Annotated in this window: 24 protein-coding genes; 10 read left to right on the top strand and 14 right to left on the bottom strand. The window is 61.1% G+C overall.

All coding sequences use genetic code 11. The features are described from left to right. The first annotated feature begins 307 nt into the window (after positions 1-307). Positions 308-559 (top strand): outer membrane lipoprotei OprI, encoded by a 252-nt coding sequence (gene oprI / locus HU773_RS10145; protein ID WP_003172710.1) that lies wholly within the window; start codon positions 308-310, stop codon positions 557-559. A 133-nt stretch (positions 560-692) separates the two neighbouring features. Here oprI and HU773_RS10140 read toward each other — a convergent pair whose 3' ends face one another. The 3 genes from HU773_RS10140 to HU773_RS10130 are packed head-to-tail and all read right to left on the bottom strand — an operon-like array spanning position 693 to position 2,678. After that, complete coding sequence (locus HU773_RS10140; protein ID WP_057439189.1) at positions 693-1,661, bottom strand: L,D-transpeptidase family protein; 969 nt, start codon at positions 1,659-1,661, stop codon at positions 693-695. A gap of 58 nt (positions 1,662-1,719) precedes the next feature. After that, a complete protein-coding gene (locus HU773_RS10135; RefSeq protein ID WP_029297976.1) occupies positions 1,720-2,016 on the bottom strand; it encodes a hypothetical protein in 297 nt (98 codons plus the stop codon). Positions 2,017-2,072: 56 nt separating this feature from the next. Then, positions 2,073-2,678, bottom strand: a complete 606-nt coding sequence (locus HU773_RS10130; protein WP_115127846.1) for an arylesterase — start codon at positions 2,676-2,678, stop codon at positions 2,073-2,075. 10 nt (positions 2,679-2,688) lie between these two features. Here HU773_RS10130 and HU773_RS10125 point away from each other — a divergent pair, with 10 nt between their 5' ends. Together HU773_RS10125 and HU773_RS10120 are read left to right on the top strand one after the other, a co-directional pair. Continuing rightward, positions 2,689-3,372, top strand: a complete 684-nt coding sequence (locus HU773_RS10125) for an ABC transporter ATP-binding protein (RefSeq protein ID WP_057439231.1) — start codon at positions 2,689-2,691, stop codon at positions 3,370-3,372. Next, positions 3,372-5,882 carry an ABC transporter permease gene (locus HU773_RS10120; RefSeq protein ID WP_186625785.1) on the top strand — a complete coding sequence of 837 codons (2,511 nt, stop codon included), beginning with the start codon at positions 3,372-3,374 and terminating at the stop codon, positions 5,880-5,882. Before HU773_RS10125 ends, HU773_RS10120 begins: the two co-directional genes overlap by 1 nt. A gap of 45 nt (positions 5,883-5,927) precedes the next feature. Here HU773_RS10120 and greB read toward each other — a convergent pair whose 3' ends face one another. Next, positions 5,928-6,401, bottom strand: coding sequence for a transcription elongation factor GreB (greB, locus tag HU773_RS10115; RefSeq protein ID WP_057439191.1), 474 nt, complete (start codon positions 6,399-6,401; stop codon positions 5,928-5,930). A 137-nt stretch (positions 6,402-6,538) separates the two neighbouring features. Continuing rightward, positions 6,539-7,702, bottom strand: coding sequence for a hypothetical protein (locus HU773_RS10110; protein WP_057958926.1), 1,164 nt, complete (start codon positions 7,700-7,702; stop codon positions 6,539-6,541). Positions 7,703-8,013: 311 nt separating this feature from the next. Here HU773_RS10110 and HU773_RS10105 point away from each other — a divergent pair, with 311 nt between their 5' ends. From HU773_RS10105 to HU773_RS10095, 3 genes are read left to right on the top strand one after another with little or no spacing between them, the layout of a single operon-like run. Then, a complete protein-coding gene (locus HU773_RS10105; RefSeq protein ID WP_120734413.1) occupies positions 8,014-8,940 on the top strand; it encodes an ABC transporter ATP-binding protein in 927 nt (308 codons plus the stop codon). Next, complete coding sequence (locus HU773_RS10100; protein WP_057439193.1) at positions 8,937-9,662, top strand: ABC transporter permease; 726 nt, start codon at positions 8,937-8,939, stop codon at positions 9,660-9,662. Before HU773_RS10105 ends, HU773_RS10100 begins: the two co-directional genes overlap by 4 nt. 14 nt (positions 9,663-9,676) lie before the next feature. Further along, positions 9,677-11,470, top strand: a complete 1,794-nt coding sequence (locus tag HU773_RS10095; RefSeq protein WP_120732378.1) for a Gldg family protein — start codon at positions 9,677-9,679, stop codon at positions 11,468-11,470. A gap of 21 nt (positions 11,471-11,491) precedes the next feature. Here the strand turns inward: HU773_RS10095 and HU773_RS10090 are convergent, their stop codons facing one another. From HU773_RS10090 to HU773_RS10080, 3 genes are all read right to left on the bottom strand, one after another. Further along, positions 11,492-11,800 carry a class I SAM-dependent methyltransferase gene (locus HU773_RS10090; protein ID WP_120732376.1) on the bottom strand — a complete coding sequence of 103 codons (309 nt, stop codon included), beginning with the start codon at positions 11,798-11,800 and terminating at the stop codon, positions 11,492-11,494. 247 nt (positions 11,801-12,047) lie between these two features. Beyond that, positions 12,048-12,482 (bottom strand): DoxX family protein, encoded by a 435-nt coding sequence (locus tag HU773_RS10085; RefSeq protein ID WP_057439195.1) that lies wholly within the window; start codon positions 12,480-12,482, stop codon positions 12,048-12,050. A 104-nt stretch (positions 12,483-12,586) separates the two neighbouring features. Further along, on the bottom strand, positions 12,587-14,008 hold the full coding sequence (locus HU773_RS10080; RefSeq protein WP_057958921.1) for an MltF family protein: 1,422 nt from the start codon (positions 14,006-14,008) through the stop codon (positions 12,587-12,589). A 235-nt stretch (positions 14,009-14,243) separates the two neighbouring features. Between HU773_RS10080 and HU773_RS10075 the strand changes: the two genes are divergently transcribed. The 3 genes from HU773_RS10075 to HU773_RS10065 all read left to right on the top strand — a co-directional run bounded on the left by HU773_RS10075 (position 14,244) and on the right by HU773_RS10065 (position 17,132). Beyond that, complete coding sequence (locus tag HU773_RS10075; protein WP_057958920.1) at positions 14,244-15,050, top strand: TatD family hydrolase; 807 nt, start codon at positions 14,244-14,246, stop codon at positions 15,048-15,050. 96 nt (positions 15,051-15,146) lie between these two features. Continuing rightward, a complete protein-coding gene (locus HU773_RS10070; RefSeq protein WP_057958919.1) occupies positions 15,147-16,628 on the top strand; it encodes a methyl-accepting chemotaxis protein in 1,482 nt (493 codons plus the stop codon). A 141-nt stretch (positions 16,629-16,769) separates the two neighbouring features. After that, on the top strand, positions 16,770-17,132 hold the full coding sequence (locus tag HU773_RS10065) for a DUF962 domain-containing protein (RefSeq protein WP_057439198.1): 363 nt from the start codon (positions 16,770-16,772) through the stop codon (positions 17,130-17,132). A 7-nt stretch (positions 17,133-17,139) separates the two neighbouring features. On the opposite strand, the gene HU773_RS10060 is transcribed toward HU773_RS10065, so the two are convergent. The 3 genes from HU773_RS10060 to HU773_RS10050 form a co-directional block, all read right to left on the bottom strand. Continuing rightward, the gene (locus HU773_RS10060; protein WP_169989346.1) at positions 17,140-17,937 is read right to left on the bottom strand and encodes an acyl-CoA thioesterase; all 798 of its coding nucleotides are present in this window, start codon (positions 17,935-17,937) and stop codon (positions 17,140-17,142) included. Positions 17,938-18,038: 101 nt separating this feature from the next. Continuing rightward, a complete protein-coding gene (locus tag HU773_RS10055; RefSeq protein WP_057958917.1) occupies positions 18,039-18,800 on the bottom strand; it encodes a CHAD domain-containing protein in 762 nt (253 codons plus the stop codon). 95 nt (positions 18,801-18,895) lie between these two features. Beyond that, the gene (locus HU773_RS10050) at positions 18,896-19,174 is read right to left on the bottom strand and encodes a hypothetical protein (protein WP_057958916.1); all 279 of its coding nucleotides are present in this window, start codon (positions 19,172-19,174) and stop codon (positions 18,896-18,898) included. 216 nt (positions 19,175-19,390) lie between these two features. Between HU773_RS10050 and HU773_RS10045 the strand changes: the two genes are divergently transcribed. Beyond that, on the top strand, positions 19,391-20,428 hold the full coding sequence (locus HU773_RS10045) for a patatin-like phospholipase family protein (protein ID WP_057958915.1): 1,038 nt from the start codon (positions 19,391-19,393) through the stop codon (positions 20,426-20,428). Positions 20,429-21,279: 851 nt separating this feature from the next. On the opposite strand, the gene HU773_RS10040 is transcribed toward HU773_RS10045, so the two are convergent. The 3 genes from HU773_RS10040 to kdpC all read right to left on the bottom strand — a co-directional run bounded on the left by HU773_RS10040 (position 21,280) and on the right by kdpC (position 25,351). Beyond that, positions 21,280-21,978 (bottom strand): response regulator, encoded by a 699-nt coding sequence (locus HU773_RS10040; protein WP_057958914.1) that lies wholly within the window; start codon positions 21,976-21,978, stop codon positions 21,280-21,282. 49 nt (positions 21,979-22,027) lie between these two features. Beyond that, entirely contained in the window at positions 22,028-24,679 is a 2,652-nt protein-coding gene (locus HU773_RS10035) for a DUF4118 domain-containing protein (protein ID WP_057958913.1), read from the bottom strand. A 126-nt stretch (positions 24,680-24,805) separates the two neighbouring features. After that, on the bottom strand, positions 24,806-25,351 hold the full coding sequence (kdpC, locus tag HU773_RS10030) for a potassium-transporting ATPase subunit KdpC (RefSeq protein ID WP_057439203.1): 546 nt from the start codon (positions 25,349-25,351) through the stop codon (positions 24,806-24,808). Positions 25,352-25,398: the final 47 nt, after the last annotated feature.

Raw genomic sequence — 25,398 nt, 5'->3', positions numbered from 1 at the left:
GGCAACCCCGGGACAATCTGAACAATAGTATGAGGGCAGATATATAAATTGACATCGGCTTACAACGTTTAACACTTGCCAGGCGGCGCTTTCAGCCTGGATCCAATCTTTGACCAAGCGTCAAAAACTGGATATTTTTTATACAGACCCTCTAAAGATTAGCCAAAACAGATTCAGCACAAGAATTTTTTTTGCTTCTTGCGCTACGTCAGTTTACTTACTACAAGTAATGGGTAGTATGTACGCCGGCTATTAGCTCACTCTGAGAAATTAGCCATTAATTAGAAAGTCCTTGAAGGGGAACACGATGAACAACGTTCTGAAATTCTCTGCTCTGGCTCTGGCCGCAGTTCTGGCTACCGGTTGCAGCAGCGTCTCCAAAGAAACCGAAGCTCGTCTGACTGCAACTGAAGACGCAGCAGCTCGCTCCCAGGCTCGTGCAGACGAAGCCTACCGTAAAGCTGATGAAGCTCTGGCTGCTGCTCAAAAAGCACAACAGACTGCTGACGAAGCTAACGAGCGCGCTCTGCGCATGCTTGAAAAAGCTAGCCGCAAGTAATAATCCTTCGGGGTTGTTATCTAGCCGATCCATTTTGGATCGGCTTTTTATTGCCTGGGATTCGGCTACGGATCCCAGGCAATAAAAAACCCGCCAGGGGCAATCCGTGGCGGGCTTCGATGGGAGACAGGCGTTACTGCTGCAGATCGACCGGCATGCTGCTGACCATCGGCGCCGCGCCCGGTTCGCCAATTTGCGCCGGCAAACCATCTTCGGCCGCCACCACATCACGCACTTGATCCCAATCGACCCGCAGGTTATTGGCCAGGTCTTCGCGCTTGAGCATCGCATTGATGACTGCCGTGTGCTTGTCGACCACCGACGGCGTGCCATCGTCGTTCAACGGCGCATGCGCCTCCAGATAGACCTTGCCGCCGCTGATGCCGAATTTGTAGGCGTCATTGATGATCCGCACCGACGTGCCCACCGGAACCATCTTGGCCATCTCCAGCACGTTGTTGTTGAACATGCGGAAGCAACCATGACTGGTACGGGTACCGATACCGAACTTCTTGTTGGAGCCATGAATCAGGTAGCCCGGCGTGCCCAGGGTAAACTTGAATGGCCCCAGGGGATTGTCCGGACCTGCCGGCACTACGTTGGGCAGCGGGTCACCGTCTGCTGCGTGTTCGGCCTTGATCGACGCAGGAGGAGTCCAGGTCGGGTTGGGTGTCTTGGCAATGATGCTGGTGTGGGCAATCGGCGAACCCCAACCCTCGCGACCGATCCCCAGCGGGAAGGTGTACACCACGTCCTGGCCCTTGGGGTAGTAGTACAGACGGTACTCGGCGAGGTTGATCACGATGCCTTCGCGGGGTCCCGGCGGCAGGATGAAACGGGTCGGCAGCACAATCTCCGCGCCGGTGCCCGGTAGCCAGGCATCCACGCCAGGGTTGGCCGCGACCATCTCCGAATAGCCCAGGTCGTAAGTCACGCCCAGGTCGGCAAAGGTGTCTTCGTACTTGGCCTTGATCACCTGGACCTCGCCGACAATGTCTTCACCCGGCGGTGGCAGGGGCAGTTGCAGAGCCGCAACAGGACCGGCTGCACATAAGGCAGCGAGAGACAGGCAACGGGTGACGACAGGCAGACGCGACAACATCCGGAAAATCCTTCGCAGATCGACGGGGGTAAATGGCGATTGTAGCGTGTAGCAGCCCTTAAAGCTCGAAGCGCAGTTCGGGCCAGATAGGCGGTGTGCCACGCTTTTGCGATTCGAGAATCGCCCGGCACAAGGGGCACAGGCGCTGGTCCTGGAAGATCGAGCGATCCACCGAAGACCAGCGGGGCTGGGCCGGCAGCAATGTGCCGCAGAGCGTACGGTCGATCGTGCCGCCCAGCTCCAGCTGACGCGTGACCAGGTGCACCTTCACTTCCTGGCAGGCGAACAGATCCAGCTGCTCGTCAGGCTCGATCAGTTGGTAGGCAAATAGGGACCAGGCAGGACGCGACGACATCGGGGGCTCCAAATCGGGGGCGCCACCTTAGCCGAAAGACCGCTGCTAGAAAAGCGTCATAACAGCGGTTTTAGCGTCGGCCAGACATTTTCCAGCAACTTGGCCTGGGCGCCGACTGCCGGGTGCAGTTGATCCGCCTGCATCATCTCCGGATGCCCCCCCACCCCTTCAAGAAAAAACGGTACCAGGGGAACGTTTTTTTCCTTGGCCAGCACGCCATAGACTTCGGCAAATGCCGTGGTGTAGCGCGGGCCATAATTGGGTGGCAACTGCATCCCCAGCAGCAACACCTTGGCGCCACCGGCCTTGGACTGGTCGATCATCGACGCAAGATTTTGTTGCAATTGTGCCGGGGGCTGTCCACGCAAGCCGTCGTTGCCGCCCAACTCGATCACCACCACGTCCGGCTTATGCTCTGCAAGCGCCGCCGGCAGCCGCGCCAAGCCTCCGGCACTGGTGTCGCCGCTGATGGAGGCGTTGACCACTTTATCGTCGAACCCCTCCTGCTTGAGCCGTTGCTCCAGCAGTGCCACCCACCCTTTGCTGGTATCCAGGCCGAAACCGGCACTGATACTATCGCCAACGATCAGGACAGTACCCGCCGCTGCGTTCTGGGCCATGCACATCAGGGCCAGGCCAGCACTCAAAAACCATATTCGCATCGGATTCTCCATGGGCGCATGCATTCTCACCGCGCAGAACCTTAGCAAAGTGGTTCCCAGCGCGGAAGGTGAACTGACCATCCTGCACGAACTGAGCCTGGAACTGAACAAGGGCGATAGCCTGGCTATCGTCGGCAGCTCCGGCTCGGGAAAATCCACGCTCCTTGGCCTGCTGGCCGGGCTCGACCTGCCCAGCAGCGGTGAAGTCACCCTCGCCGGCCAGGCCCTGAGTGTCCTGGACGAAGATCAACGGGCGCGCATCCGCGCCGAACACGTCGGCTTTGTGTTCCAGTCATTCCAATTGCTCGACAGCCTCAATGCCCTGGAAAACGTCATGCTGCCCCTGGAGCTGGACGGTCGCAAAGACGCCCGCGAACGCGCCCGGCACTTGCTCGAACGGGTCGGCCTGGGCCAGCGCCTGACTCACTCGCCCCGCCAGCTCTCCGGTGGCGAGCAACAACGAGTGGCCATTGCCCGCGCATTCGCCGCCGAGCCGGACGTACTGTTTGCCGATGAACCCACCGGCAACCTCGACAGCCACACCGGCGAGCGCATCAGCGACCTGCTGTTCGAGCTCAACAAAGAGAACGGCACCACTCTGGTGCTGGTGACCCACGACGAGCGGCTGGCCCATCGCTGCCGACGCCTGATCCGCCTTGAAGCCGGCCAGATGGTCGAGCCCCTGGAGCCTTGATGGCACGTTTGCCGCTGTTGCGCCTGTTCAGCCTTGCCCTGCGCCAATTGCTGCGCGATGCCCGCGCCGGTGAGTTGCGCGTCCTATTCTTCGCCCTGCTGGTGGCCGTAGCCGCCAGCACGGCCATCGGCTACTTCGGCGCACGACTCAACGGCGCGATGCTGTTGCGCGCCACCGAGTTCCTTGGCGCCGACCTGGTGCTGGAGGGCAGTTCCCCGGCCCGGCCCGAGCAGATAACCAGTGGCACGCAACTGGGCCTGGCACATGCCAGGGTGGTGGAGTTTTCCAGCGTCATCGCCACCGACAACGGTATTCAGTTATCGAGCATCAAGGCGGTCAACGAGCAGTACCCGCTGCGCGGCCAGTTGAAAAGCGCGGCCGAACCGTTCGCCGAAGACACCCCGGGCGGCGGGCCGAAATCCGGCGAAGCCTGGGTCGAGGCCCGCCTGCTGACCGCACTGGACCTGAAAGTCGGCGACAGTATCGACGTCGGCCTGAAGACCCTGCGCCTGGCCCGCGTACTCACCTATGAGCCGGATCGGGCCGGCAATCTCTACAGCCTCACCCCGCGGGTGATGATCAACCTGGCCGACCTTGAGGCCACCGGCGTGGTGCAGCCGGGAAGCCGGGTCAGCTACCGCGAGTTGTGGCGTGCGCCGCCAGCCAGTATCGCGCTGCAAACCTACCGAGACCAGATCACCCCGGGACTGGCCGCCAACCAGCGCCTGCAGGATGCGCGGGACGGCAACCAGCAGATCGGTGGTGCCCTGGGCAAGGCCGAGCGCTACCTGAACATGGCCAGTCTGGTCGCCGTGTTGCTCTCCGGCGTCGCCGTGGCCCTGTCGGCCAACCGCTTTGCCAGCCGCCGCTTCGACGCCAGTGCGCTGCTGCGCTGCCTGGGTCTGTCGCGAAGGGAAACCATGCTGCTGTTCAGCCTGCAACTGACCGTCCTGGGCTTGCTGGCCAGCCTCGCCGGTGCAGCTCTGGGCTGGTTCGCCCAACTGGGCCTGTTTTACCTGTTGAACGACCTGTTGCCGGCAGACGTGCCACCCGGCGGATTGCTGCCGGCCGTCGCCGGCATCGGTACCGGCCTGGTGGCCCTGGCCGGCTTTGCCCTGCCCCCTCTGGCAGCCCTGGGCCGAGTGCCGCCGTTGCGGGTGCTGCGACGCGACTTGCTGCCGATCCCCTCCAGCACCTGGATGGTGTATGGCGCGGCGCTGTTTGCCCTGGGCCTGATCATGTGGCGCCTGAGCCTGGATCTGGTGCTGACCTTCGCCCTGCTGGGCGGCGGGGTGATCGCCGCGCTGCTCCTCGGTGGCCTGCTGCTGTTGCTCTTGCAAAGCCTGCGCCGCCTGCTGGCGCGTGCTGCCCTGCCCTGGCGCCTGGGGTTGGGCCAACTGTTGCGCCACCCGCTGGCGGCGGCGGGCCAGTCCCTGGCGTTCGGCCTGATCCTGCTGTCGATGGGTTTGATCGCCCTGCTGCGTGGCGAGTTGCTGGACACCTGGCAGAACCAACTGCCCAAGGATGCCCCCAACTATTTCGCGCTTAACATCCTGCCAGCCGACAAGGACGCCTTCGGTGCCCGCCTGCTTGAACTGCAGGCACAGGCCGCGCCCTTGTATCCGGTGGTGCCGGGACGCCTGATCAGCATCAACGGCGAACCGGTGCAGGAAATTGTCAGCAAGGACTCCAGTGGCGATCGGGCGATACAGCGAGACCTGAGCCTGACCTGGGCGGCCAACCTGCCCCCTGGCAATACCCTGACATCGGGCACCTGGTGGGCGGATCAGCCGAGCGATGAAATACCGGGGGTCTCGGTCGAAGCCAAGGTCGCCGAAAGCCTCAAGCTCAAGCTCAACGACCATCTGATCTTTACCGTTGGCGGGGAAAACCGTGAAGCCCGGGTCACCAGCCTGCGGGAGATCAACTGGGACAATTTCCAACCCAACTTCTTCATGATCTTCCAGCCTGGCACCCTGAAGGACCTGCCGGCCACGTACCTGACCAGCTTCTATCTGGCCGCCGGCCATGACCAGCAGATCGTCGACCTGTCCCGGGCCTTCCCGGCCGTGACCATCCTGCAGGTCGAGGCGCTGCTGGCCCAACTGCGCAGCATCCTGGCCCAGGTCACGCTGGCCGTGGAATACGTGCTGCTGTTTGTCCTCGCGGCTGGCATGGCGGTGCTGTTCTCCGGCCTGCAGGCCACCCTGGACGAACGCATCCGCCAGGGCGCCTTGTTGCGCGCCCTGGGTGCGGAGCGCAAGTTGCTGGTCAAGGCCCGGCGTATCGAGTTCGGGCTGCTGGGCGCGGTCAGCGGGTTGCTGGCGGCACTGGGTACCGAGCTAGTGACCCTGGTGCTGTATCGCTACGCATTCGACCTGGTCTGGCACCCTCACCCATGGCTGCTGGTGCTGCCAGTGATCGGTGCAGTGCTGATCGGTGGTGCCGGAGTGTTCGGTACACGCCGCGCGTTGAACGCCAGCCCACTGGCGGTACTGCGCGAAGGCTGAAACAAAAATGGCCCGCTTCCTCCTTGGGGAGCGGGCCACTCACAGTTACTTGATGTATTCGATACCTGTGATCCACCAGCACATTTCGCCATTTGGCGTCTGCACAATGGCCTCATCATCCACTTCTTTGCGCAGCAAGGCCCTGGCCATGGGGGAGTCGATGGAGATGTAGTCCATGCGCTCATAAATCTCGTCATAACCCACGATGCGAAAACGCTTGGTCTCGCCCTGCTCGTTCTCGATATCCACCCAGGCGCCGAAAAATACCTTGCCCTCCTGCTCGGGCATGTACTCCACCACCCGCATATCTTCCAGGCGCTTGCGCAGGTAACGCACCCGGCGATCGATTTCACGCAGCAGCTTCTTGTTGTACTGGTAGTCGGCGTTCTCGCTGCGGTCTCCCAGCGAAGCAGCCCACGTCACCTTGCGCGTTGTATCAGGACGTTTTTCTCGCCACAGGTAATCGAGCTCTTTTTTCAGTGCCTCATGACCTTCTTTGGTAATCAGCTTGGTACTCAAAAGCGTCACATCCCCAGGAAATATCCATTGGTTCAAACCCCCTCTGCATCAGCCAAGGATGCATTGGCTGCCTGACGGCAATCGGCCGGGTCTGATGATAAATGAACGCCAGAAAGTAGCCAGGCCTGATTCCCCGGTCAATCGGCACCAAGCAATTTACTGGATTGCTGCTCAACATTTTCCACAGGAAACAGGGTGCCATCCAGGCGATAAAGCAGTGCCTTCAAGTCGCCCCTGAAGCCCGACAACTGCCCCAGCCCGGTCGCCAGTTGCTCAGCCTGTTGCTGGGATGCCCGGTCCTGCGCCTGTAGCCTGAACGACTCATCTTCCATCTGTTGAGCCCAGCCCTCCAGGCGGCGTTGTTCTGCCTGCTGCAACTGCGCATCCCGGGCCAGGTGCTCCTCCCGGCTATTCAACGCTTCGGCTCGCTGCTGCAAAGCAAGCTCCTGCGCGGCCAACTGTTGATTGGCCTGCTCCAATGTGGCCTTTTCCCGTAGTAGCTGGTCCCTTTGCAGTTCAAGCGCCTCCTGCTGCTGGAGCACTGCGCGTTTCTGTTGCGTCAACTCATGCGCCACACGGGCAAGATTGGTCAGCGTGGTGTCTACTTCATGCAGGGACGACTGATCCGCCGCCACGACTGGCGGGACGACTGCGGGCGGTGCAACCGGCTGCGGCTCCGGGGCCTGCGGTGCAGATACCTCCTGTGCCTCCGGTTCCTTCGGCGGTGGAGGCAATGGCTCAGGCAAGACGACCACTGGCTCCTCATGGGGCTCCTGCGTCATATCCTCACGATTTGCCGTACCCGGTGGCGATACCATTTTTGACGAGAAGCGAATAGACGGCACAATCAACTCGGTGCTCTCTATCGCGGGCAGACCAATGACTGAAGTGCCCAGGGTGATCACCTTCATCACCAATGCCTTCTTGATCATCAGCGAGTGGTGATCCTCCGGTCGGGCCGTCGGTAGCTTGCTGCCCTTCAGGTCAATGAAATGATAAGGCACCTGGGGCCCGGCGGCATTGCCCCCAGATGCCGTGGCAAGGGTGATGATTTGCTTGAGGACGCTCATTGCCAGTTGCAGGCTCTCCTTGGACTCGATGCTTCCAAGAAAATACCGCTCGGACTTTTTGCGCAACGCGGCGATGTAGACCCGAGAGCTTCCGGGTTCGACCTCCTCGTCCAGACTGTAGACAAGAAAGTTGGAAGCAATTTGCGGTATCGCAAAACAACAGAGCAATGCACCGTTAACGGGGGAATCATGACCAGAGTGTTCAAGAACAAGAGTACGTAGAAGCATCATGAGTGTCGGACTCCATTACCGTAGTACTTCATATACACGCCATTTTTCAAATCAAAATCAACAATCCTGCAAAAACAACGCAATTGTTTCAGCGAGTGATTGAGGCACATGTAGGACTTACCTTATTCAAGTGCTTTAGCGTTTCCAAGCGCCCCTATTGAACGTACCATTTTTTAACAAAGCCGCACCTGAAACACTTGATCAATACTTTTCATTTTCCACCCTCGGCAATTCTCAACCTGAACACACAGGCTTATTGAGCCCCCTGCATATTCAGCATGCCCCGGCAAACAACCAAGCAGAAAAGCCTAATGATCGAAATAACCAATCTAACAAAAAAAACGGGACGAGCGATTGCCATCGACAATATGACATTCAGTGTCCGCCCTAGGGAATGCCTGGGGTTGTTCGGACACGATGGCGCTGGCAAAAGCACACTACTCAAATTGCTCTCAGGCGCAATCCCCGCAACTTCCGGCAATATAAAAATACATGACATAGATATCGCGACCCATCCGATACAGGCAAAAAAAATAATAGGCTACCAGCCTGAATTCGCCCTCAGCCACAGCAATATGAAGGTAAAAAGCTTTCTGGGTTTCATGGCCGAAGTTCGCGGACTCCGTGGCCTGGAAAAGCGCAAGATGGTTGATCGCGCCATCACCCGCCTGGAACTTTGGCGAGTACTTGACTCACCTGTCGCAGCCCTCCCCCCAGGGCACCGGCGCAAAGTCGCGCTGGCCCAGGCCATCCTGCATGACCCCAAGCTGCTGCTGCTCGATGAACCCACAGAGGGCCTGGACACCCTGCAAAAACAGAAGGTCGGCACCCTCATCCAGTCGTTGACCGAAGACATGACGGTCATTGTCGCCTCGCGCAACCCCGAAGAATTCTCCTGCATCTGCCAACGGGCGCTGGTGCTGGCCGAGGGCCGATTGCTCGCCGACGCCCCTGTCACCGAGCTGCAGCGTAGCTCGCGCCATTACCAGGCAATCACCCTGGCCGCCGATACCCCCCTGGACCTATTGGCGCTGGCCGTGCTTCCGGGGGTGGCTGGCATCGAAGAAGACCGGCACGCCTACGGCAGCGTGACGGTACTCGCGATGCCAGGGCAGGTCATCTATCCCCACATCAATGCCCTGGTCGCCAACCGTCGCTGGAAGATCAATACCTTGAGCCTTGAGCCGGGACGCCTGAGCGACGTCATCCACCACTTGAGCCAGGAGGCACCCAATTGAAACGTCTACCCGTGATATTCAAACGGCAACTCAACAACTACTTGTCGAGCCCGGCCACCTATTTTGGCGTCGCTATGTTTCTGATTACTAACACCACACTCGGTTTTTATGTAGGAAACTTCTTAAACGGAAATCCGACAGACCTTCACGCCTTCTTCCAGTTTCACCCCTGGCTTTATCTTTTTTTCATTCCATTTATTTCCACACTGCTCTGGTCGGATGAGCACAACGAAAATGCACGTTCCTTTACAAATACCTTGCCGGTCTCAGCCCTCGAACTGACATTGGGCAAGTTCCTGGCCGCTTGGACCGTTTGCGCACTCACACTAGCCTTGGACTTCCCACTGGTCATCATCATTAACTATCTGGCCATGGCGGACAACTCAACCATCCTCGGCCAATTCATAGGGAGTTGGTTACTGGCAGGCGCTTATCTCTCATTCTCCTGCCTTGTCTGTGTAGTGGCCTATAATCGCCTGATTATTTTCGGCATCACACTCGCGTTATTATTGCTCACCAGCACTTTATCGTCAGTGCTGGACATGCTGACCCATCAGGCCCCTATCTGGGTGATCGACAGCTTGATTTCACTCAACCCGCGGGTACGTTTCAGCGCGATAGACAGCGGCCTCCTGACCCTGCATGACACGTCGTACTTCATAAGCATGATCATCGCTTTCCTCACCGCAACCACCCTAACTTTAAACTTCAGAAAAGGCTGAGAAAGGAAATCCCCATGAGGAACCTTATAAACTTCGGCGTGACGTTGAGCGTCATCGCCCTGCTTTTTCTCGCCTTCAATCTGGTATGGGTACTGAAACTGCCCAACTATCGACTGGACCTTTCAGAGAAAAAAATCCACACCCTGTCACCTTCGACCGACGCCCTGCTCGCGGCACTTGAAACCCCCATGGATTTGTATTTTTTCAATGGGAGCCATCCCCGCAAAAGTGACGCCCTGAACAACCATGGCGAGTACATTGCCCTGCTGCTCAAGGCCTATGAAAGTGCGTCGAAAGGCAACGTTACGCTGCACCTGATTGATCCAGCCCCCTTTTCAGAGGACGAGTACAAGGCTGAGTTACTGGGCCTGGATAGCCAGCAAGGACTGTTTGGACTCATCGGCACCCGTGCCAACCATGAGCCGCAGAAAATCGAACGATTCGACCCCGCCCAGGCGAGTTTCCTGGAATATGAGATCAGTCGCCTGATCCACAACGTCGCCCGCGAGGAGCAACCCACCATCGGCCTGATCTACGGATTAGCCATGGACGGCAACCTGAATGGACGCACCCAGGAAGCCACGCCGCCGTGGCAGTTATTCAAGGAAATACGCAGCCAGTTCAATCTGATGACCCTGGGCAGCGACACCTCGCGCATCCCCGCTCACATCAAGACCCTGATGGTGGTCCAGCCCTCTCGGCTGCCGGAACAGGCACTTTTTGCCATTGACCAATTTGTCCTGGCAGGGGGAAAGCTGATGATGTTTGTCGACCCCTTGAACGATCAGGACTCAACCGCCGACACCACCGGCCTGCAAACCCTGCTCGCCGCCTGGGGCGTGCAGATGCCAGCGAATAAGGTATTGGCGGACAACCTCTATGCAACGCCGGTGGTCGTGACCAGCGGCCAGCCGCCCGTGCGTCATCCCGGGGCGCTCACCCTGCCCCGAGAAGCGATGGCGCAACAGGACGTCAGCACCTGGGGCGTTGACAGCGTGACACTGTTGAATCCAGGCACACTCGTGCCGCTGAAAAAAAGCCGCACCACATTCACCCCGCTGCTCCAGAGTTCCGGGCAGGCCAGTACGTTCGATGGGGTACGCTTCACTCAACCGGACGAATTCGCCTCCATGATTGGCGAGGCCGTCAGTCGTGGCCGGCCGAATGTGATCGCAGCCCGTATCGAAGGGCCCGCCTACTCCGCATTCCCTGACGGCAGCAATGGCCAGAAGGCCACACTGCAAAAGGCGACCAATATCCATGTAGTGGTGGTCGCCGATATTGACATGCTCAGCGACCGCGTCTGGCTGGCCGCACGCAATGCCAACGGACAGAAAGCGCGGCGCCCGGGCAATGCCCGGTTTGTCTTGAATACATTGGATAACCTGGCGGCGCCCGACACCCTGAGTGCTATCAGCCCTCGTGCAAGCGACCGGCAACAGCCCGGGTTGCTGGACAGGCTGCGCCACGAGGCTGCGCAATCCTACCGAAAAAAGGCTGCCCTGATGGAGCAACGGCTGGCCCAGACGGAAAAGGAATGGCGGTTGCTGAACACGCCGTCCTCCATGCTGGAGACTCAGGCCATCTCTTCAAATACGCTGTTGCAAGCGCTAAACAAAGAACGCCTGCGATTACGCATGGAGCTTCACACCCTGGAAAAAGAAGCCTACAAGAGCGTCCGCCGGTTGGAACTCGCTGTGGTGGTGCTCACGACGATCACCGTGCCACTGATAGTGAGCCTGCTGGGCCTGGGGATCTTTATCTCGCGTCGCCGTCGCCAACATCCACCTGCCGCAGCGTTCTACTGAACGTGGTTCTCTAAGCCTCGATTAACGCCGGGTAATCAAACCCTGGCGCGCCACGCGGGTCAGGTGGTGAATAAACTCGTTGGCATCCTCAGCGTTCGGCGCCTGGATTACCGCCAGGTCAAAGCCGTTTGTGGCAAAGCGCGCCAGGGACTCGCCATCTTCGACAAACTGGATCAGGAACGCCGAAGGTCGGCCAGTCCGCCGGGGCCAGCCATCCAGGTAACGCAGCAACGTCGGCTGGTGCTTGCCGCCAAGGAGAATTTTCGGATTGCGTTGAGTCAGGCCCGCAGTGATCGGGGCCAGGCGTACAAGAGGTCGTAGTGCATTCATCGTGTCGTGTCTCTGCCTCAAAAGTCTGCGGGCAGGTGAGAGGCAACACCGAACCAGCGCTTTAGCGGTATTTCGAAACCTGGAGCAGGCTTCTGTCGGGACTGCAGCGAGTCCCTGTGGCGCCCCGCAATTAGCTGTTTAAATCGGCGCATGCAGCATCCTAGAGAAGCCGGTGGGGCAGTGTCAAGAATCCCGTACAACGAAAAAGGCCCGCGCGAGGCGGGCCTTTAACAGGTGAGCTGCGCGATCAGTTGGCGATGGCGCGGTCGGCAGACAGCTTGCCAGCACCTTCAAACAGCACCGCCACTGTGCCGCCCAGCAGCGCCAGGGCGAACTCATAGCCGTTGTTGGCCATGAACAAACCGTTGCTGATATGCACCGAGAAAATCGCCACCAGCGAGACGATGGTCAACCCCAGCGCCGCCGGGCGTGCCAGCAGGCCAATGATCAGCGCCAGGCCGGCGAAGAACTCAGTACCGCCCGACAACAATGCCATCAGGGTACCCGGGGCCAGGCCGATGCTCTCCATCCACTGCGCCGTGCCCGCCAGGCCGCCGCCGCCAAACCAGCCAAAGAGTTTTTGCGAACCGTGGGCGGCAAAAATGATACCGACAAAAATCCGCAGGACGGTCAGGCCATAGCCGGCACGGGTGGACAGGAGGTTTTTGATCATTGGGCTCATATTGCTAATCCTTTTCGATGAAGGGGGTTGGTTGGCCGCTATATTAATCAGTTTAGATAATGATAAAAGCCGAAAAAAGCGCTAATCAATATCTAATAATTAGATTATTTGCGTGAGACGATCTTGGACGTCACCGGCTCCAGGGAGTCCCGTTCCCGATCAAAGGCCAAGTAGTACTTGTTCACGCTATTAACATAGCTGACGCCGCCCATTCCGACCTGCTCCATGGCGATGCGCTCGACCTGGAAGAACCACTGATTAGGGTTCAAACCCCGGCGGCGCGCCTCGGCACGCATGCCCTGCACCCGCTCCGGCCCCATGTTGTAGGCCGCCAGGACGAACGCCATACGCTCGCGCTCGTTCAGCTTGGGGCTGGCGAAGAACTTGCGGCGAATCAATGCCAGGTAACGCGCCCCCGCCTGCACATTGCTGTCCAGGGTCTGGATATTGTTGACTCCCACCCTTTGGGCCGCCGAAGGGGTGATCTGCATCAAGCCCGTCGGCCCGCTGCCGCTTTTCGCGGCGGGGTTGAGGGACGATTCCTTGAAGGCCAGGGCCGCCAGGTTCAGCCAGTCCATGCCTTGTTCCCGGGCGTGTTTCTGCAGGACCGGGCGCAGTTTCTCCAGGCGCTGGCGATCAGCCCGCGCCAAGGGGTAGCGCACCTGATAGAGACGACGATAGATGCGCTGGAAGGCCACGTCCTGGTCCGACGGAGTCTTGTAGGTTTTCAGGAAGCGGTCGATGCTCGCCCGCAGCATCGAGGCATCCTGGCGCACGAACCAGTACTCTTCGCCCGGCTCGCTGATCGCCACTTGCTTGTCGAAACGCAGCTTGGGCAGGATCTTTGACCAGCGCTCGGCAATCGGCCGCTCGACAATGGTCAGGCGGAAGATCCCCGCCTGGACCATCTCCAGCACATCTTCCACCGCCAGGCTGGGGTCTACCCATTCCACCTTGACCGGCGGCAGCTTGCGCAGTGCCAGCTTCTGATTGATCTGGTTGACCGCCTCCCCCGCTGCGCTGCCCGTGGTCAGGGCCAGGGTGCGCCCAGACAACTGCTCCAGCCGGGTAAACCGCCGCTCGCCCTTGAGGCCCACCAGCCACAGCGGCACGTCGCTGGCAATCGGATCACTGCTGCTGATCTTGTGCGCCCCCGTCGTATCCAGCAGTTCGCCGGGCGCCACCAGGTCACCCTCACCACGGGCCAACGCCCCCAGCAACTGATCCTTGGCTTTGGGAATGATCTTGAGGTTGATTTCCTGGCCGTCGCGGGCGCGGCCGTTGAGGTAGTGTTCGAAGGCGCGCAGGCGGTGGTACTCAACGCCAATCGACTGGCCCTGGACTTCACCGGAACTGTTGCGGCTCTGGTTGACCAGCACCCGCAAGGTGCGGCTGCTGCGGATTTCTGCCAGGTCACGGACTTTGCCCGACTTGGTCACTTCCAGCGGCCCGTCCAGGCGCGCAACCGCCGCCGTGGGCAGCAGCAGCGTCAGGCACACCATAAGCAATGCCGAGGGTCGGATCATCCGCTCTCCGGAAAGAACAAGGCCCCATGCACCGCGAAAAACGCCGCATTGGGGGACAGAAACAGAGCGCCAGAGGCGCAGACTTTGGGCGCAAGGGTGGCACAGCAGCAGGCCTTCGGCCAACCACGGTGTGACTTGCGACGTTCAAAGACAGCGATAACTCGTTGTAGTTCTTGGTTTTTCTTATAAATCTACAGCTCTGATAGACTTTCCGGCCGCAGGCGGAGATAGCACCATGCAACTCATTGATATTGGCGTCAACCTGACCAACTCCAGTTTCGACGACAAACACCAGGCTGTGCTCGACCGCGCCTATGCCGCCGGCGTGGGCCAATTGGTTGTCACCGGCACCAGTGTGCAAGGCAGCGAACAGGCCCTGGAGCTGTGCCAGCGTTGGGACCAAAGCGCCCGACGGCTGTTCTCCACCGCCGGTATCCACCCCCATAGCGCCAGCGATTGGAACGCCGACAGCGCCCGGCAACTGCGTGACCTGCTCAGCCAGGAGCGGGTACGTGCCGTGGGTGAATGCGGGCTGGACTTCAACCGGGACTTCTCGCCCCGCCCCCAGCAGGAAAAGGTCCTCGAAGCCCACCTGGCACTGGCCGTCGAATTGCAACTGCCAGTGTTTCTCCACGAACGGGACGCCAACCAGCGCCTGCTGGAGATCCTGCGCGATTACCGCGATCAACTGCCCGCCGCCGTGGTGCACTGCTTCACCGGCGAACAGCGCGCGCTGTTCAGTTATCTCGATCTGGACCTGCATATCGGCATCACCGGCTGGATCTGTGACGAACGGCGTGGCACGCACCTGCACCCACTGGTCAGGGAAATCCCCCGGGGCCGCTTGATGCTGGAAAGCGATGCGCCCTACCTGCTGCCACGCACCCTGCGCCCCAAACCGAAGAACGGGCGCAATGAGCCGGCCTATCTGCCGGAAGTCTTGCGCGAAGTGGCCCTGCACCGAGAAGAAAGCCTGGAAGACCTGGCCCAGCACAGCACCGCCTGCGCCCGTGCGTTTTTCGGCCTGCCTGTGCCGGATTGACGCGGTGCATTGACCCATATCAACACCCCTTTTCCGGATAGCGGCACAATACTGGCACCTTGCCAATACTGTTTCCGCTATCAGAGAAAACCTTCCATGGGTGCCTGGCTTAGCAATATCTCGCTGAAGTACAAATTCTGGGCCGTGAATGCGGTCGCTTTCATCACCACCCTGCTGCTGGTGCTGTATGCCGTGCAGCTTGAACAACAGGCCCGCAGCCATGCCGCCCAAGCCTCGGCACAAGCCCAGGGCCGCTTGCTCAGCGCCTGGCCGGCCGGGCAGCCGCTGCCCCAGGGCGAGCACTGGCTGGCGTTTGCCCGGGGCCAGGCGCCCGAGTTGGCGGACCAGGACCTGTCAGCCCTGAGCGAAGCCAACGGTTGGGTCGAGTTCAATCATATGCCGCTGTTCGGCGAAAACCCGTTGCAGGGCGCCGAAGTCATCTCCCGCGCCGGTGGCCAACAAGTCGCCGTGCTGGCCTATGCGCCGAGCCTGAGCCAGGTGTTTACCGAGCGCTTTACCAACTACGCGGTGGCGGTGCTGATCCTGATGCTCGCCATGCTCTGTGCCTCGCAACTGTTGATCCGCTTTTTGCTCGCCCAACTCAACACCTTGAAAGACGTGATGCTGCACGTTGAGAAAACCGGCGACCTCTCGGCCCGCGTGCCCCTGGCGTGCAAGGACGAGGTCGGGCAGATGGCCAGTGCCTTCAACGCCATGCAGGCCGGCTACCAGCGGGTGGTCAGTACGGTAGCGCGCACCGCCAAACTGTTGGATGACGGCGCGGCACGCCTGGCCAGCAGCATGAATGAGGTGCAGCACGGCATGCTCGGCCAGCAAAGCGAGACCGATCAGGCGGCGACCGCGATCAATGAAATGACCGCCACCGTGTATCACATCGCCCAGCATGCCGGTGCCACTCGCGATTTGTCCCAGACCGCCGACACCTTGGCCGGCAGCGGTCAGGAAGTGGTAACCCGGGTTCAGCGCTCGATTGCCGGGTTGTCCACCGGTGTGCAGCAAACCGCAGAAATGATCCAGAAGCTGGCCGAGGACAGCCAGAAAATCAATGGCGTGGTCGGCGTGATCCACAGCATTGCCGAACAGACCAACCTGCTGGCCCTCAACGCCGCCATCGAAGCGGCCCGCGCCGGGGAAATGGGGCGCGGCTTTGCGGTGGTGGCCGACGAAGTGCGCAACCTGGCCAAGCGCGTGCAAAGCTCCACCGATGAAATCACCCGCATGGTCTCGGCCCTGCAGGCCGGCACCCGGGATGCGGTGGACTTTATGCAGGAAAGCTCGTTCAAGGCTGACGACTGTGTGCAACAGGCCCAGGAAGCCGGCGCTTCACTGGCCGAAATCACCAGCGCCGTGGCGCAGATGCGCGAGAGCAACACGCAGATTGCGGTGGCTGCCGAGCAGCAGAGCCATGTGGCCGAGGAGATGAACCGCGCGGTGGTGAGTATTCGCGATGTCACGGAAAACACCGTGCAACAGACCGTGGATTCGGCGACCACCAGCAATGAACTGGCAACCCTGGCCGGCGAGTTGAGCAAGGCCATCGGCCAACTCAAACTGTGACGTTTGACCGATCAGCCAGCGCCTGCCGCTGGCGGATCGATCAAAACGCTATAACCCCCATAGCCAACCCCAATTCGCCGCCCCTGCCCGCCCGACCTAAACTCTGTCCATCGAGTTTCAATGGACAGAGGATTTATCATCATGGGCAAACGTCACCCCAATCTCCCTGCCTGGCAATGGCGCGCCTACCCGCAGAACCATCAGCACCCGACCAACCTGGTGCTGCACCTGATTGCCGTGCCGCTGTTCATCGTCGGGTTTCTGCTGATTGTGTCCGGCGTGTTCAGCCTGAGCCTGGCCAGTTTCGCCATCGGTGTGGTCGGCGTACTCGCCGGCCTGGCGCTGCAACGCCACGGTCATAGCCTGGAAGCCCAGGCCAGCGAGCCGTTCAGTGATCGTAAAGATGCAGTGCAGCGCCTGGTGGTCGAGCAGTTCGTGACCTTTCCGCGTTTTGTCCTCAGCGGTGGCTGGTGGCACGCCTGGCGTCAGCGCCACCGCCACTGAGGCCGGGTCAGGCGAAGACCACCACCGTCTGGCGGCTGATAGCGATCAACTGGCCGTCAGGCCCCCACAACATCGCGGCAGCATGACCGTAACCGTCACGGGCATGCTCGATATGGACGTGGTACTGGCACCAGTCCAGGGTCGTCAACTGTGCCAGGGGCTGGATGAATTCGATGGTCCAGGTCAGCGTGCTGCCGGGTGCCGGCTTCTTCAGGTGCGGTAAGAGCGCCGGCGGCCAGGCATCCACCAGCGCGAGGATATGGGCTTCGGTCAAAGGCTCTTCTTTCACATCCCCCCGCAAGCGCACCCAGCCACCCATTTCCCGGGATTTATTGCCGGTGAACGGCAAGCCACCGACGCTCCAGCGCATCGCCAAGTGGCGCATGAACTCAGGCGTCACGCCTTTGATATAGGGCAGTTCCTGGCACTCGTCCCAATGTTTGAAAGTCGGCGCGGGCAAGGCCGGCACGTCGATCTCTGAAGGCCGCGATGCGCCGAAGCTGGCCTGGGCCAGGGTCATCACTTCACCGTCCTGCACCACCCGCCCCAGCAACTGGCTGACGGCCTTGCCTTCGCGCAGTACTTCGACTTGATAACGGGCGGAGACGTCGGGCGCCACGGGCCCGACAAACGTCACGGCCAACGAACGCAATGGGCGATCAGCCGGCACCTGGGCGCGCAACGCTTCGTATTGCAAGGCGGCAACCAGCCCGCCAAACGTGGCGCGACCCTGGGCCCACTCGGCCGGAATAGACACGTCCAACGGGTTGTTACGGGCAGCGTCGAGCAAATCACTAAAGCGCATGGCGACCTCACATCAAGAAAACCGATGAGCGATCTTAACCAGCGCGTCAGCCCGGTACAGCACTTATTCCGGCCAAATACCCAGACAGATAAGCCGCAGGCTCAGAAACAATCCGCCGCCAGCTTGTCGAGTACCCGATCGGCTTTGCCTTCAGCTTCGGCCATGGTCCGATGCCAGACTGCAACGCAAGGTTGCAAGTCTGCCTGGAGCCTGGCTTGCGCCAACCATTGCCAGCAGTCGTGCCAATCGCCCAGGGCGCCTTGGGCGGACTTGAGACGGGACATGGCCTTGGCCGGTACCTGGCCCAATTGCGGGTAGGCCTCGGCCGCGTAGCGCACGCGCTTGATCAACAAACGCAGGCGATGGCGGTCGTGGTCGGGATCGTGCAACGCCACCTCGAGAGCCTGCCATTGTTTGCCCAGGCGTTTTTCGATACGGGCGCGCAGGCGCTTGAGTAGTTTTTGATGCTGGGAGGCGCGGATAAATCGCGGAAAGGCGGCCATGATCTGCAACAGCTGCGCCAATTCCGCGCTCTGGGCCACCTGCCGATAAGTCTGCGGCTGCTGGCGCAGACGCCGGGCCGCCGCTTCGTGATGGCCATGTTGCTGCAGGTAGGCCGCCAGCACTTCGCGGTCGCGCAGTGGCGTGGTCAATTGGCCGACCGCGCTGGCGGCGGCCTCCAATTGCTCGACGCCGGGCAGCCCGCGCAAAGGGCGCAACAGGCTGCGCAGGCGGCGCACGGTGGTGCGCAGGTCGTGCAGCGCCTCGTCGTCGGTCACCGCCGCCAGGCGCGCCTGACAACTCAACAATCCGACTTCCAGGCCGATGACCTGGGCGACTAACTGATCCACCAACGCCGACATGCTGTTTCCCCTGTCAAACAACCGCCATACACCCGCACAAAACAGGCGCCTGGGACCACCTTAACCACTCCAACAACGCGTTACGCTGACGCGGATCAACGGCCCGCGCGCGACTCACGAATATAGAAACGGGCTTTTTGCGCTTTGCTGGCACAGCCTTCGAACGCTTCGAATTGCTGCTGGGTCTTGGCGCCAGTCAGCAACGACAGGGCCTTGGAATAGCTGACCGTACCGGCAAAACCTTCGGCCTTGGCCAGGTCCAGCTCGTGCCACGCGGCATCCAGCTGGCTGCCGCAGCTATCGCGATAGGCCGTTTTGCCGGCACAACCGGCCAGGGCCAACACAATCACAGGCAAACACATCCAGGCTTTCATCAATGACACCTCAAGAAAAGAAAACAGTCGTGGGATGTAGACGTTGCCTACATCGAAAAGTGCCTTATCACACAGCCTGAAATGCCCAGCGCCGATAGACAAAGCATACCCGAGCAAATAGCTCGGCTTACGAAAATTATCGTTCTGCTCCGCTAGGATTGAAGCAGCCCCCTGCTTGGGTGCATTGTGGACAGCTGTTTTACGAAGGATCCAGTCATGAAAAAACGCGTTGCATTGGTCCTGGGCTCAGGCGGAGCAAGGGGTTATGCCCATATCGGGGTGATCGAAGAGATCGAAAAACGCGGCTATGAAATCGCCTGTATCGCCGGCTGCTCCATGGGGGCAGTGGTGGGCGGGATCTATGCCGCGGGCAAACTGCAGGACTACCGGAACTGGATCGAAAGCCTGGACTATCTGGACGTGCTGCGCCTGGTGGATGTGAGCTTTCGCCTGGGGGCGATACGCGGCGAAAAAGTCTTCGGGCAGATCCGCAAGATCGTCGGTGAGATCAATATCGAAGACCTGCGCATTCCCTACACGGCGGTCGCCACCGACCTGACCAACCAGCAGGAAATCTGGTTCCAGGAAGGCTGCCTGCACCAGGCGATGCGCGCCTCGGCAGCGATCCCCAGCCTGTTCACTCCGGTGATGCAAGGCAACCGCATGCTGGTGGATGGCGGCCTGCTCAACCCGCTGCCTATCGTGCCGGTGGTGTCGAGTCATTGCGACCTGATCATTGCGGTCAACCTCAACGCCACCAACCAGAAACACTACAGCCTGCCGGTGATCCAGCGCCCGCCGGCGTTCAAGAGCCGCTTCGACAACCTGGTACGTTCACTGGGTTCCCATCTGCCGTTTCGGCGCAAGCAGGCCGAACAATTATTGTTGCTGGAACAGGAAGCGCTGCAGGCGCAGGCCGCCGATATCAACCCCTGGCTCGAAGGCGCCGAGCCGGAAGCCCAGCAACCGGCCGCAGCCCCGGAAACCGCTGGCGCCCCCAAGTCGGCAACCGGTTCGTTCATCATCGACAACGTCGGGCCGGCGTCGCTGCTGGATTTGATCAACCAGAGTTTCGAGGTGATGCAGACGTCGTTGGCCCAGTACAAAATTGCCGGCTACCCGCCGGATGTGCTGATCAACGTGCCCAAGCGCGTGTGCCGGTTCTTCGAGTTCTACAAGGCGCCGGAATTGATCGCGCTGGGGCGGGAGATTGCCAGCGATACGCTGGATCGGTATGAGAGTGAGCAGAGTTGAGATCTTCGCTGGGGCTTGAGGCCCTATCGCGGCATGGGTATCTACACAGCTCTTTCGTGGTTCTTGGGGTTGTGTACATATCCGTTGCTGCGGTCACGGCGGCTATTGGTTCCGCCCTTACGGCGGCTCACTTTTGGAAAAGAGCCCGGAGTGCCGGCCCAGCCAAAAGTAACCAAAAGGGCTCTTACCCCACCACTCGGCACCTCGCCTAGGCTCGGTGTGCCCGTCATCCGACATTGATTTGGGGGGCAGCGTGGTTTAACGGGGCGCCTAAGATCAAAATCACAAGCAAAGCGAGGCGGCCTGACAGCCGACCTGATCGCCGAAGCGTGCGCGTACCCTTGTGGGAGCTGGCTTGCCTGCGATGACGGTGTCTCAGCCAATACATTTATCGACTGATACACCGTCATCGCAGGCAAGCCAGCTCCCACAGGGGGAATGGAGCTTCGCGCCCCGGCTTTGGCATTGCTGTTGCTGTTGCTCTGCTTTTGATCTGGCTTTTGATCTTGATCTTGGGCGCCCCGTTAAACCACGCTGGCCGCAGGCAGGTATTGCGCAGTGGGCACCCCGGCATGGATGCCGGGGTAGCCGCGACACGGCCATGGATGGCCGATCGCGGCGGGCCCACGGAGCAATGCCTGACTGCGGGCATGCCGAGCCTAGGCGAGGCACCGAGTGGTGGGGCATGTAGCGTTTTGCTTACTTTGGCGCTTCTCCAAAGTGAGCCGCCGTAAGGGCGGAACCAATAGCCGCCGTAACCGCAAAAACGGATATGACACAACCCCAAGAACCACGAAAGAGTTGTGTAGATACCTATGCCGCGATGCCGCCGGCCCAGCAACCACAATCCCTCAGCCCTCAGCAGCCCCCAACAACCGATACCCCACCCCCGCCTCGGTCACGATAAAACGCGGCTGGGTCGGGTCATCCGCCAGCTTCTGGCGCAAGTGCCCCACCACAATCCGCAGGTAGTGGCTGTCTTCGGTATGGGTCGGCCCCCAGATATCCTTGAGCAACTGCTGCTGGGTAATCACCCGCCCAGGGTGGCGCGCCAGTTGCGCCAGCACCGCGTACTCCTTGCGGGTCAGGGCCACGTCGACACCCTCCAGCAGCACCCGCCGATAAGCCAGGTCGACCATCAGCGGGCCAAACTGCAGGGCGGCCTGCTGCGCCTCGCCGGTGGGCGACTGGCGCAACAGCGCACGTACCCGGGCGAGAAACTCCTGGATGCCAAACGGCTTGGTCACGTAATCGTTGGCCCCACCGTCCAACGCCTGGACCTTCTGCCCTTCGCCGGCACGTACCGACAATACCAGCACCGGGGCCGTCGACCATTCGCGCAACTCGCGCAGCACCTGTTGACCGTCCATGTCCGGCAGGCCCAGGTCCAGCACCAGCAGGTCCGGCTTGCTCAAGGCCGCCTGGGCCAGCCCTTCGGCGCCGGTCCCGGCCTCGATTACTTTGTAGCCCTGGGAGGCCAGGCTGATGCGCAAGAACTTGCGGATCTGCGGCTCGTCATCAATGACCAAAATCGTCGCAGTCTGGTTCATGGTGTTCCATCACAATCACTGAAAAAAGTTAAGAGTAGCGCACCGCGTCTCACGCTTCACTGTCCGGGCTCGGCTGGGTCTGCAACGGCAGGAACAGGGTGATGCACGTGCCCCGCCCGTCGATGCCATCGGTCACGCTGATATGCCCGCCGTGGGCGCCGACCATACCCTGGCAGATTGCCAGGCCGAGCCCGGTGCCCTGCCCGCCCCGGTCGCCCCGTGCGGCGGTGTAGAACATATCGAAAATCTTCGCCCGCTCTTCCTCGGGAATACCCGGACCTTCATCACTGACGGAAAAAAACACCGCCTGCTCGGCGACGCCAGCACGCAGTTGCAAGCGGCCATGGGGCGGTGAAAAACGCGCGGCGTTTTCCAGCACATTGACCAACGCCTGCTCGATCAAGGCGGCATGCACATACAGCAATGGCAACTCTGGCGGCACATCGGTACTCACCTGCAACGGCGCCAGCACTGCACGCAAACGGCCGAGGGAGCTGCCGACGATATCGCCGGGCGACACCCAGTCCCGCGCCAGCTTCAAGGCGCCATGGCCGAGGCGGGTCATGTCCAGCAGGTTCTGGATATAGCGGTCCAGGCGCTCGGCTTCGTCGCGGGTGCCTTCCAGCAACTCGCGGCGATCTTCCAGGGGAATGGCTTCGCCCAGGGCCAGCAGGCTGTCGATGCTGCCGCGCATGGAGGTCAGCGGCGTGCGCAAGTCATGGGACACCGAGGCCAGCAAGGCACTGCGCAGTTGCTCGGTCTCGCCATGCAAACGGGCGGCCTCCAGGTTCTGCGCCAACTGGGCGCGGGCCAGGGCCTGGGCCAATGGCTGGCTCAAGGCCGTGAGCAGGCGCCGACGTTGGCCACTGAGCTCCAGGCCAGCTTTGGGGCTGACGCCGAGCAGGCCCAGCGGACCGTTTTCAGCAGACAACGGCCACCACCACCAACGCCCAAACGGCAAGGTACCGGTGCCCATGCCCGCTGGCTGGTCGTGCTGCCAGGCCCAGTCGGCGGCGGCGCGCTCGGCCTCGGTAAAGATGAGTGGCCCGCCGGTCTCGACCTTCCACTCACCGGGCCCGTCGCGATTGACCAGGCACAACTGCAAATCGCTCCAGCCCTGCAGATGATGAGCCGCTGCGCTGATCACCGCCTGGCGATCAGTGGCAGCGGTGAGTTTGCGCGACAGGTCGAGCAGTTCGCTGGTTTCTTCCTGGGTGTCGCGCAGGGCCTGCAATTGCCGACGCTGGCGGGCGGCGAGGTTGCCGGTCAGCGCCGCCATCAGCAGGAAGAACAGCAAGGTCAGCACATCTTCTTCACGCTGGATAGCGAAGGAGAAATTCGGCGGAATAAACAAAAAGTCATAGGTCAGGAACGACAGCGCAGCGCAGGCCAATGCCGGACCCAGGCTGCTGCGCACCGCCACCAGCAGCACTGCGGCGAGGAACACCAGAGAGATGTTGGGCAGCGGCAGGACACTCGACACCGCCCACGCCAACGCACTGGCCAGCACCGTTGCCAGCAGCGCCAGGGCGTAATCGAACCACACTAGGCCACGCACATCGGGCAAACGCGGCGCGGCGGGTGTTCCATCGCTGTCGAGGATATTGATTTCCAGGCCCCGGGCATTGCGCAACAAACGCGCCGCCAGGCCGCCACCGAACAGCCGGCGCCGCCAGCGCGGGCGCGACTGCCCCACCAGCACCAGGCTGGCACGGCGCTCGGCAGCATGCTGGATCAGGGTCTTGGCCACCTCGCCGGCACGCAGCAACACCACTTCGCCACCCAGACGCTCGGCCAGTTGCTGGGCATTTTGCAGCCTCAACCGAGACTGTTCGTCACGCACCCGGCCGTTGTCCACATGCACCAGGCTCCAGGGCAGATGCCGGCGCTGGGCCACACGGCTGGCGTGACGCACCAGGCGTTCGGCCTCGGCGTCGCCATCCACCCCCACCAGCAAGCGCCCGCGCACCGCGGGCGCGGCCTGGCCCAATTGCCGGTAGCCCTGGGCCAGATCGTCATCGACGTGCGCGGCGGCAGTCTGCATCGCCAACTCGCGCAGGGCCATGAGGTTGGTCTGGGTAAAGAATGCGTCGATGGCCGCGCGCGCCTGCTCCGGCACATAGACCTTGCCGTCGCGCAGGCGCTCCAGCAGCTCGCGGGACGGCAGGTCGATCAGCAGTAACTCATCGGCTTCCTGCAAGACCCAGTCCGGCAGGGTTTCGCGCACCTGCACGCCGGTGATGCCACGTACCTGATCGTTGAGGCTTTCCAGATGCTGGACGTTGACCGTGGTGAATACGTTGATGCCGGCGGAGAGCAGCTCCTGAATGTCCTGCCAGCGCTTTTCGTGGCGGCTGCCGGGGGCGTTGCTGTGGGCCAGTTCGTCCACCAGCACCAGCTTGGGCTTGGTGGCGAGCAAGCCGTCGAGGTCCATTTCTTCGAGCATCACCCCACGGTATTCCGAGCGCAGCAGCGGCTGCTGGGGCAAGCCACTGAGCAAGGCCTCGGTCTCGGCACGGCCATGGGTCTCGACCACCCCGGCCACCACTTTGACGCCCTGGCGCAACTGGGTGTGGGCGGCCTGGAGCATGGCGTAGGTCTTGCCCACGCCCGGTGCGGCACCGAGGAATACCTTGAGCCGGCCACGGCCGTGCTTGGGTAGGTCGGCTAGGAGGGCGTCGGCGCGGCCGGAGTCACTCATGGGGCAGTCTTCTTTCAGTTAGGGATGTTGGGTACATGCAGCCGCCATCGCGGGCAAGCCCGCTCCCACATCCGGAATGCATTCCAAGTGTGGGAGCGGGCTTGCCCGCGATGGCGGCGCAACGGTCTACAACTTTTCCAGCGCCATATTCAGCGCCAGTACATTCACCACCGGCGGCCCCACCAGCGGCTGTTCGATATGCTCGTCCATCAAGCGCTCCAGGGTCGACACCGGCAACTGACGTGCCGCCGCCACCCGCGCCAGTTGATAGGCAATTGCCTGCGGTGGCAAGTGTGGATCAAGACCGCTGCCGGAGGTAGTCAAGAGTGCCAGGGGCACCGGGCCCTGGCCGGGGCCCTGGATTTTCGCGGCGTCGTCAAACACCCGCGTTGCCAGCGCCGGGTTGCTCGGGCCGAGGTTGCTGGCACTGCTGGACACGGTGGCAAACGCACCCGCCGAAGGCCGCGAGTGGAACCAGCGCTCGCCGGTAAATTCCTGGGCAATCAGGCTGGAACCGCGCACCTTGCCTTCGGCGTCACGCACCAGGCTGCCATTGGCCTGGTCGGGAAAGGCCACCTGGGCGACGCCGGTCACTACCAACGGATAGGCCACGCCCGTGATCAGGGTCATCAATACCAACAGGCTCAAGGCCGGACGGATCATGCTGGACATTTCATCTTCCTCAATTGATTCGTGACCTGTAGGAGCCAGCTCCTACA

Origin of the sequence: Pseudomonas shahriarae, assembly GCF_014268455.2 — a bacterium.
GTDB classification, from domain to species: domain Bacteria; phylum Pseudomonadota; class Gammaproteobacteria; order Pseudomonadales; family Pseudomonadaceae; genus Aquipseudomonas; species Aquipseudomonas shahriarae.
This window is presented reverse-complemented; position numbering and strand designations above follow the sequence as displayed.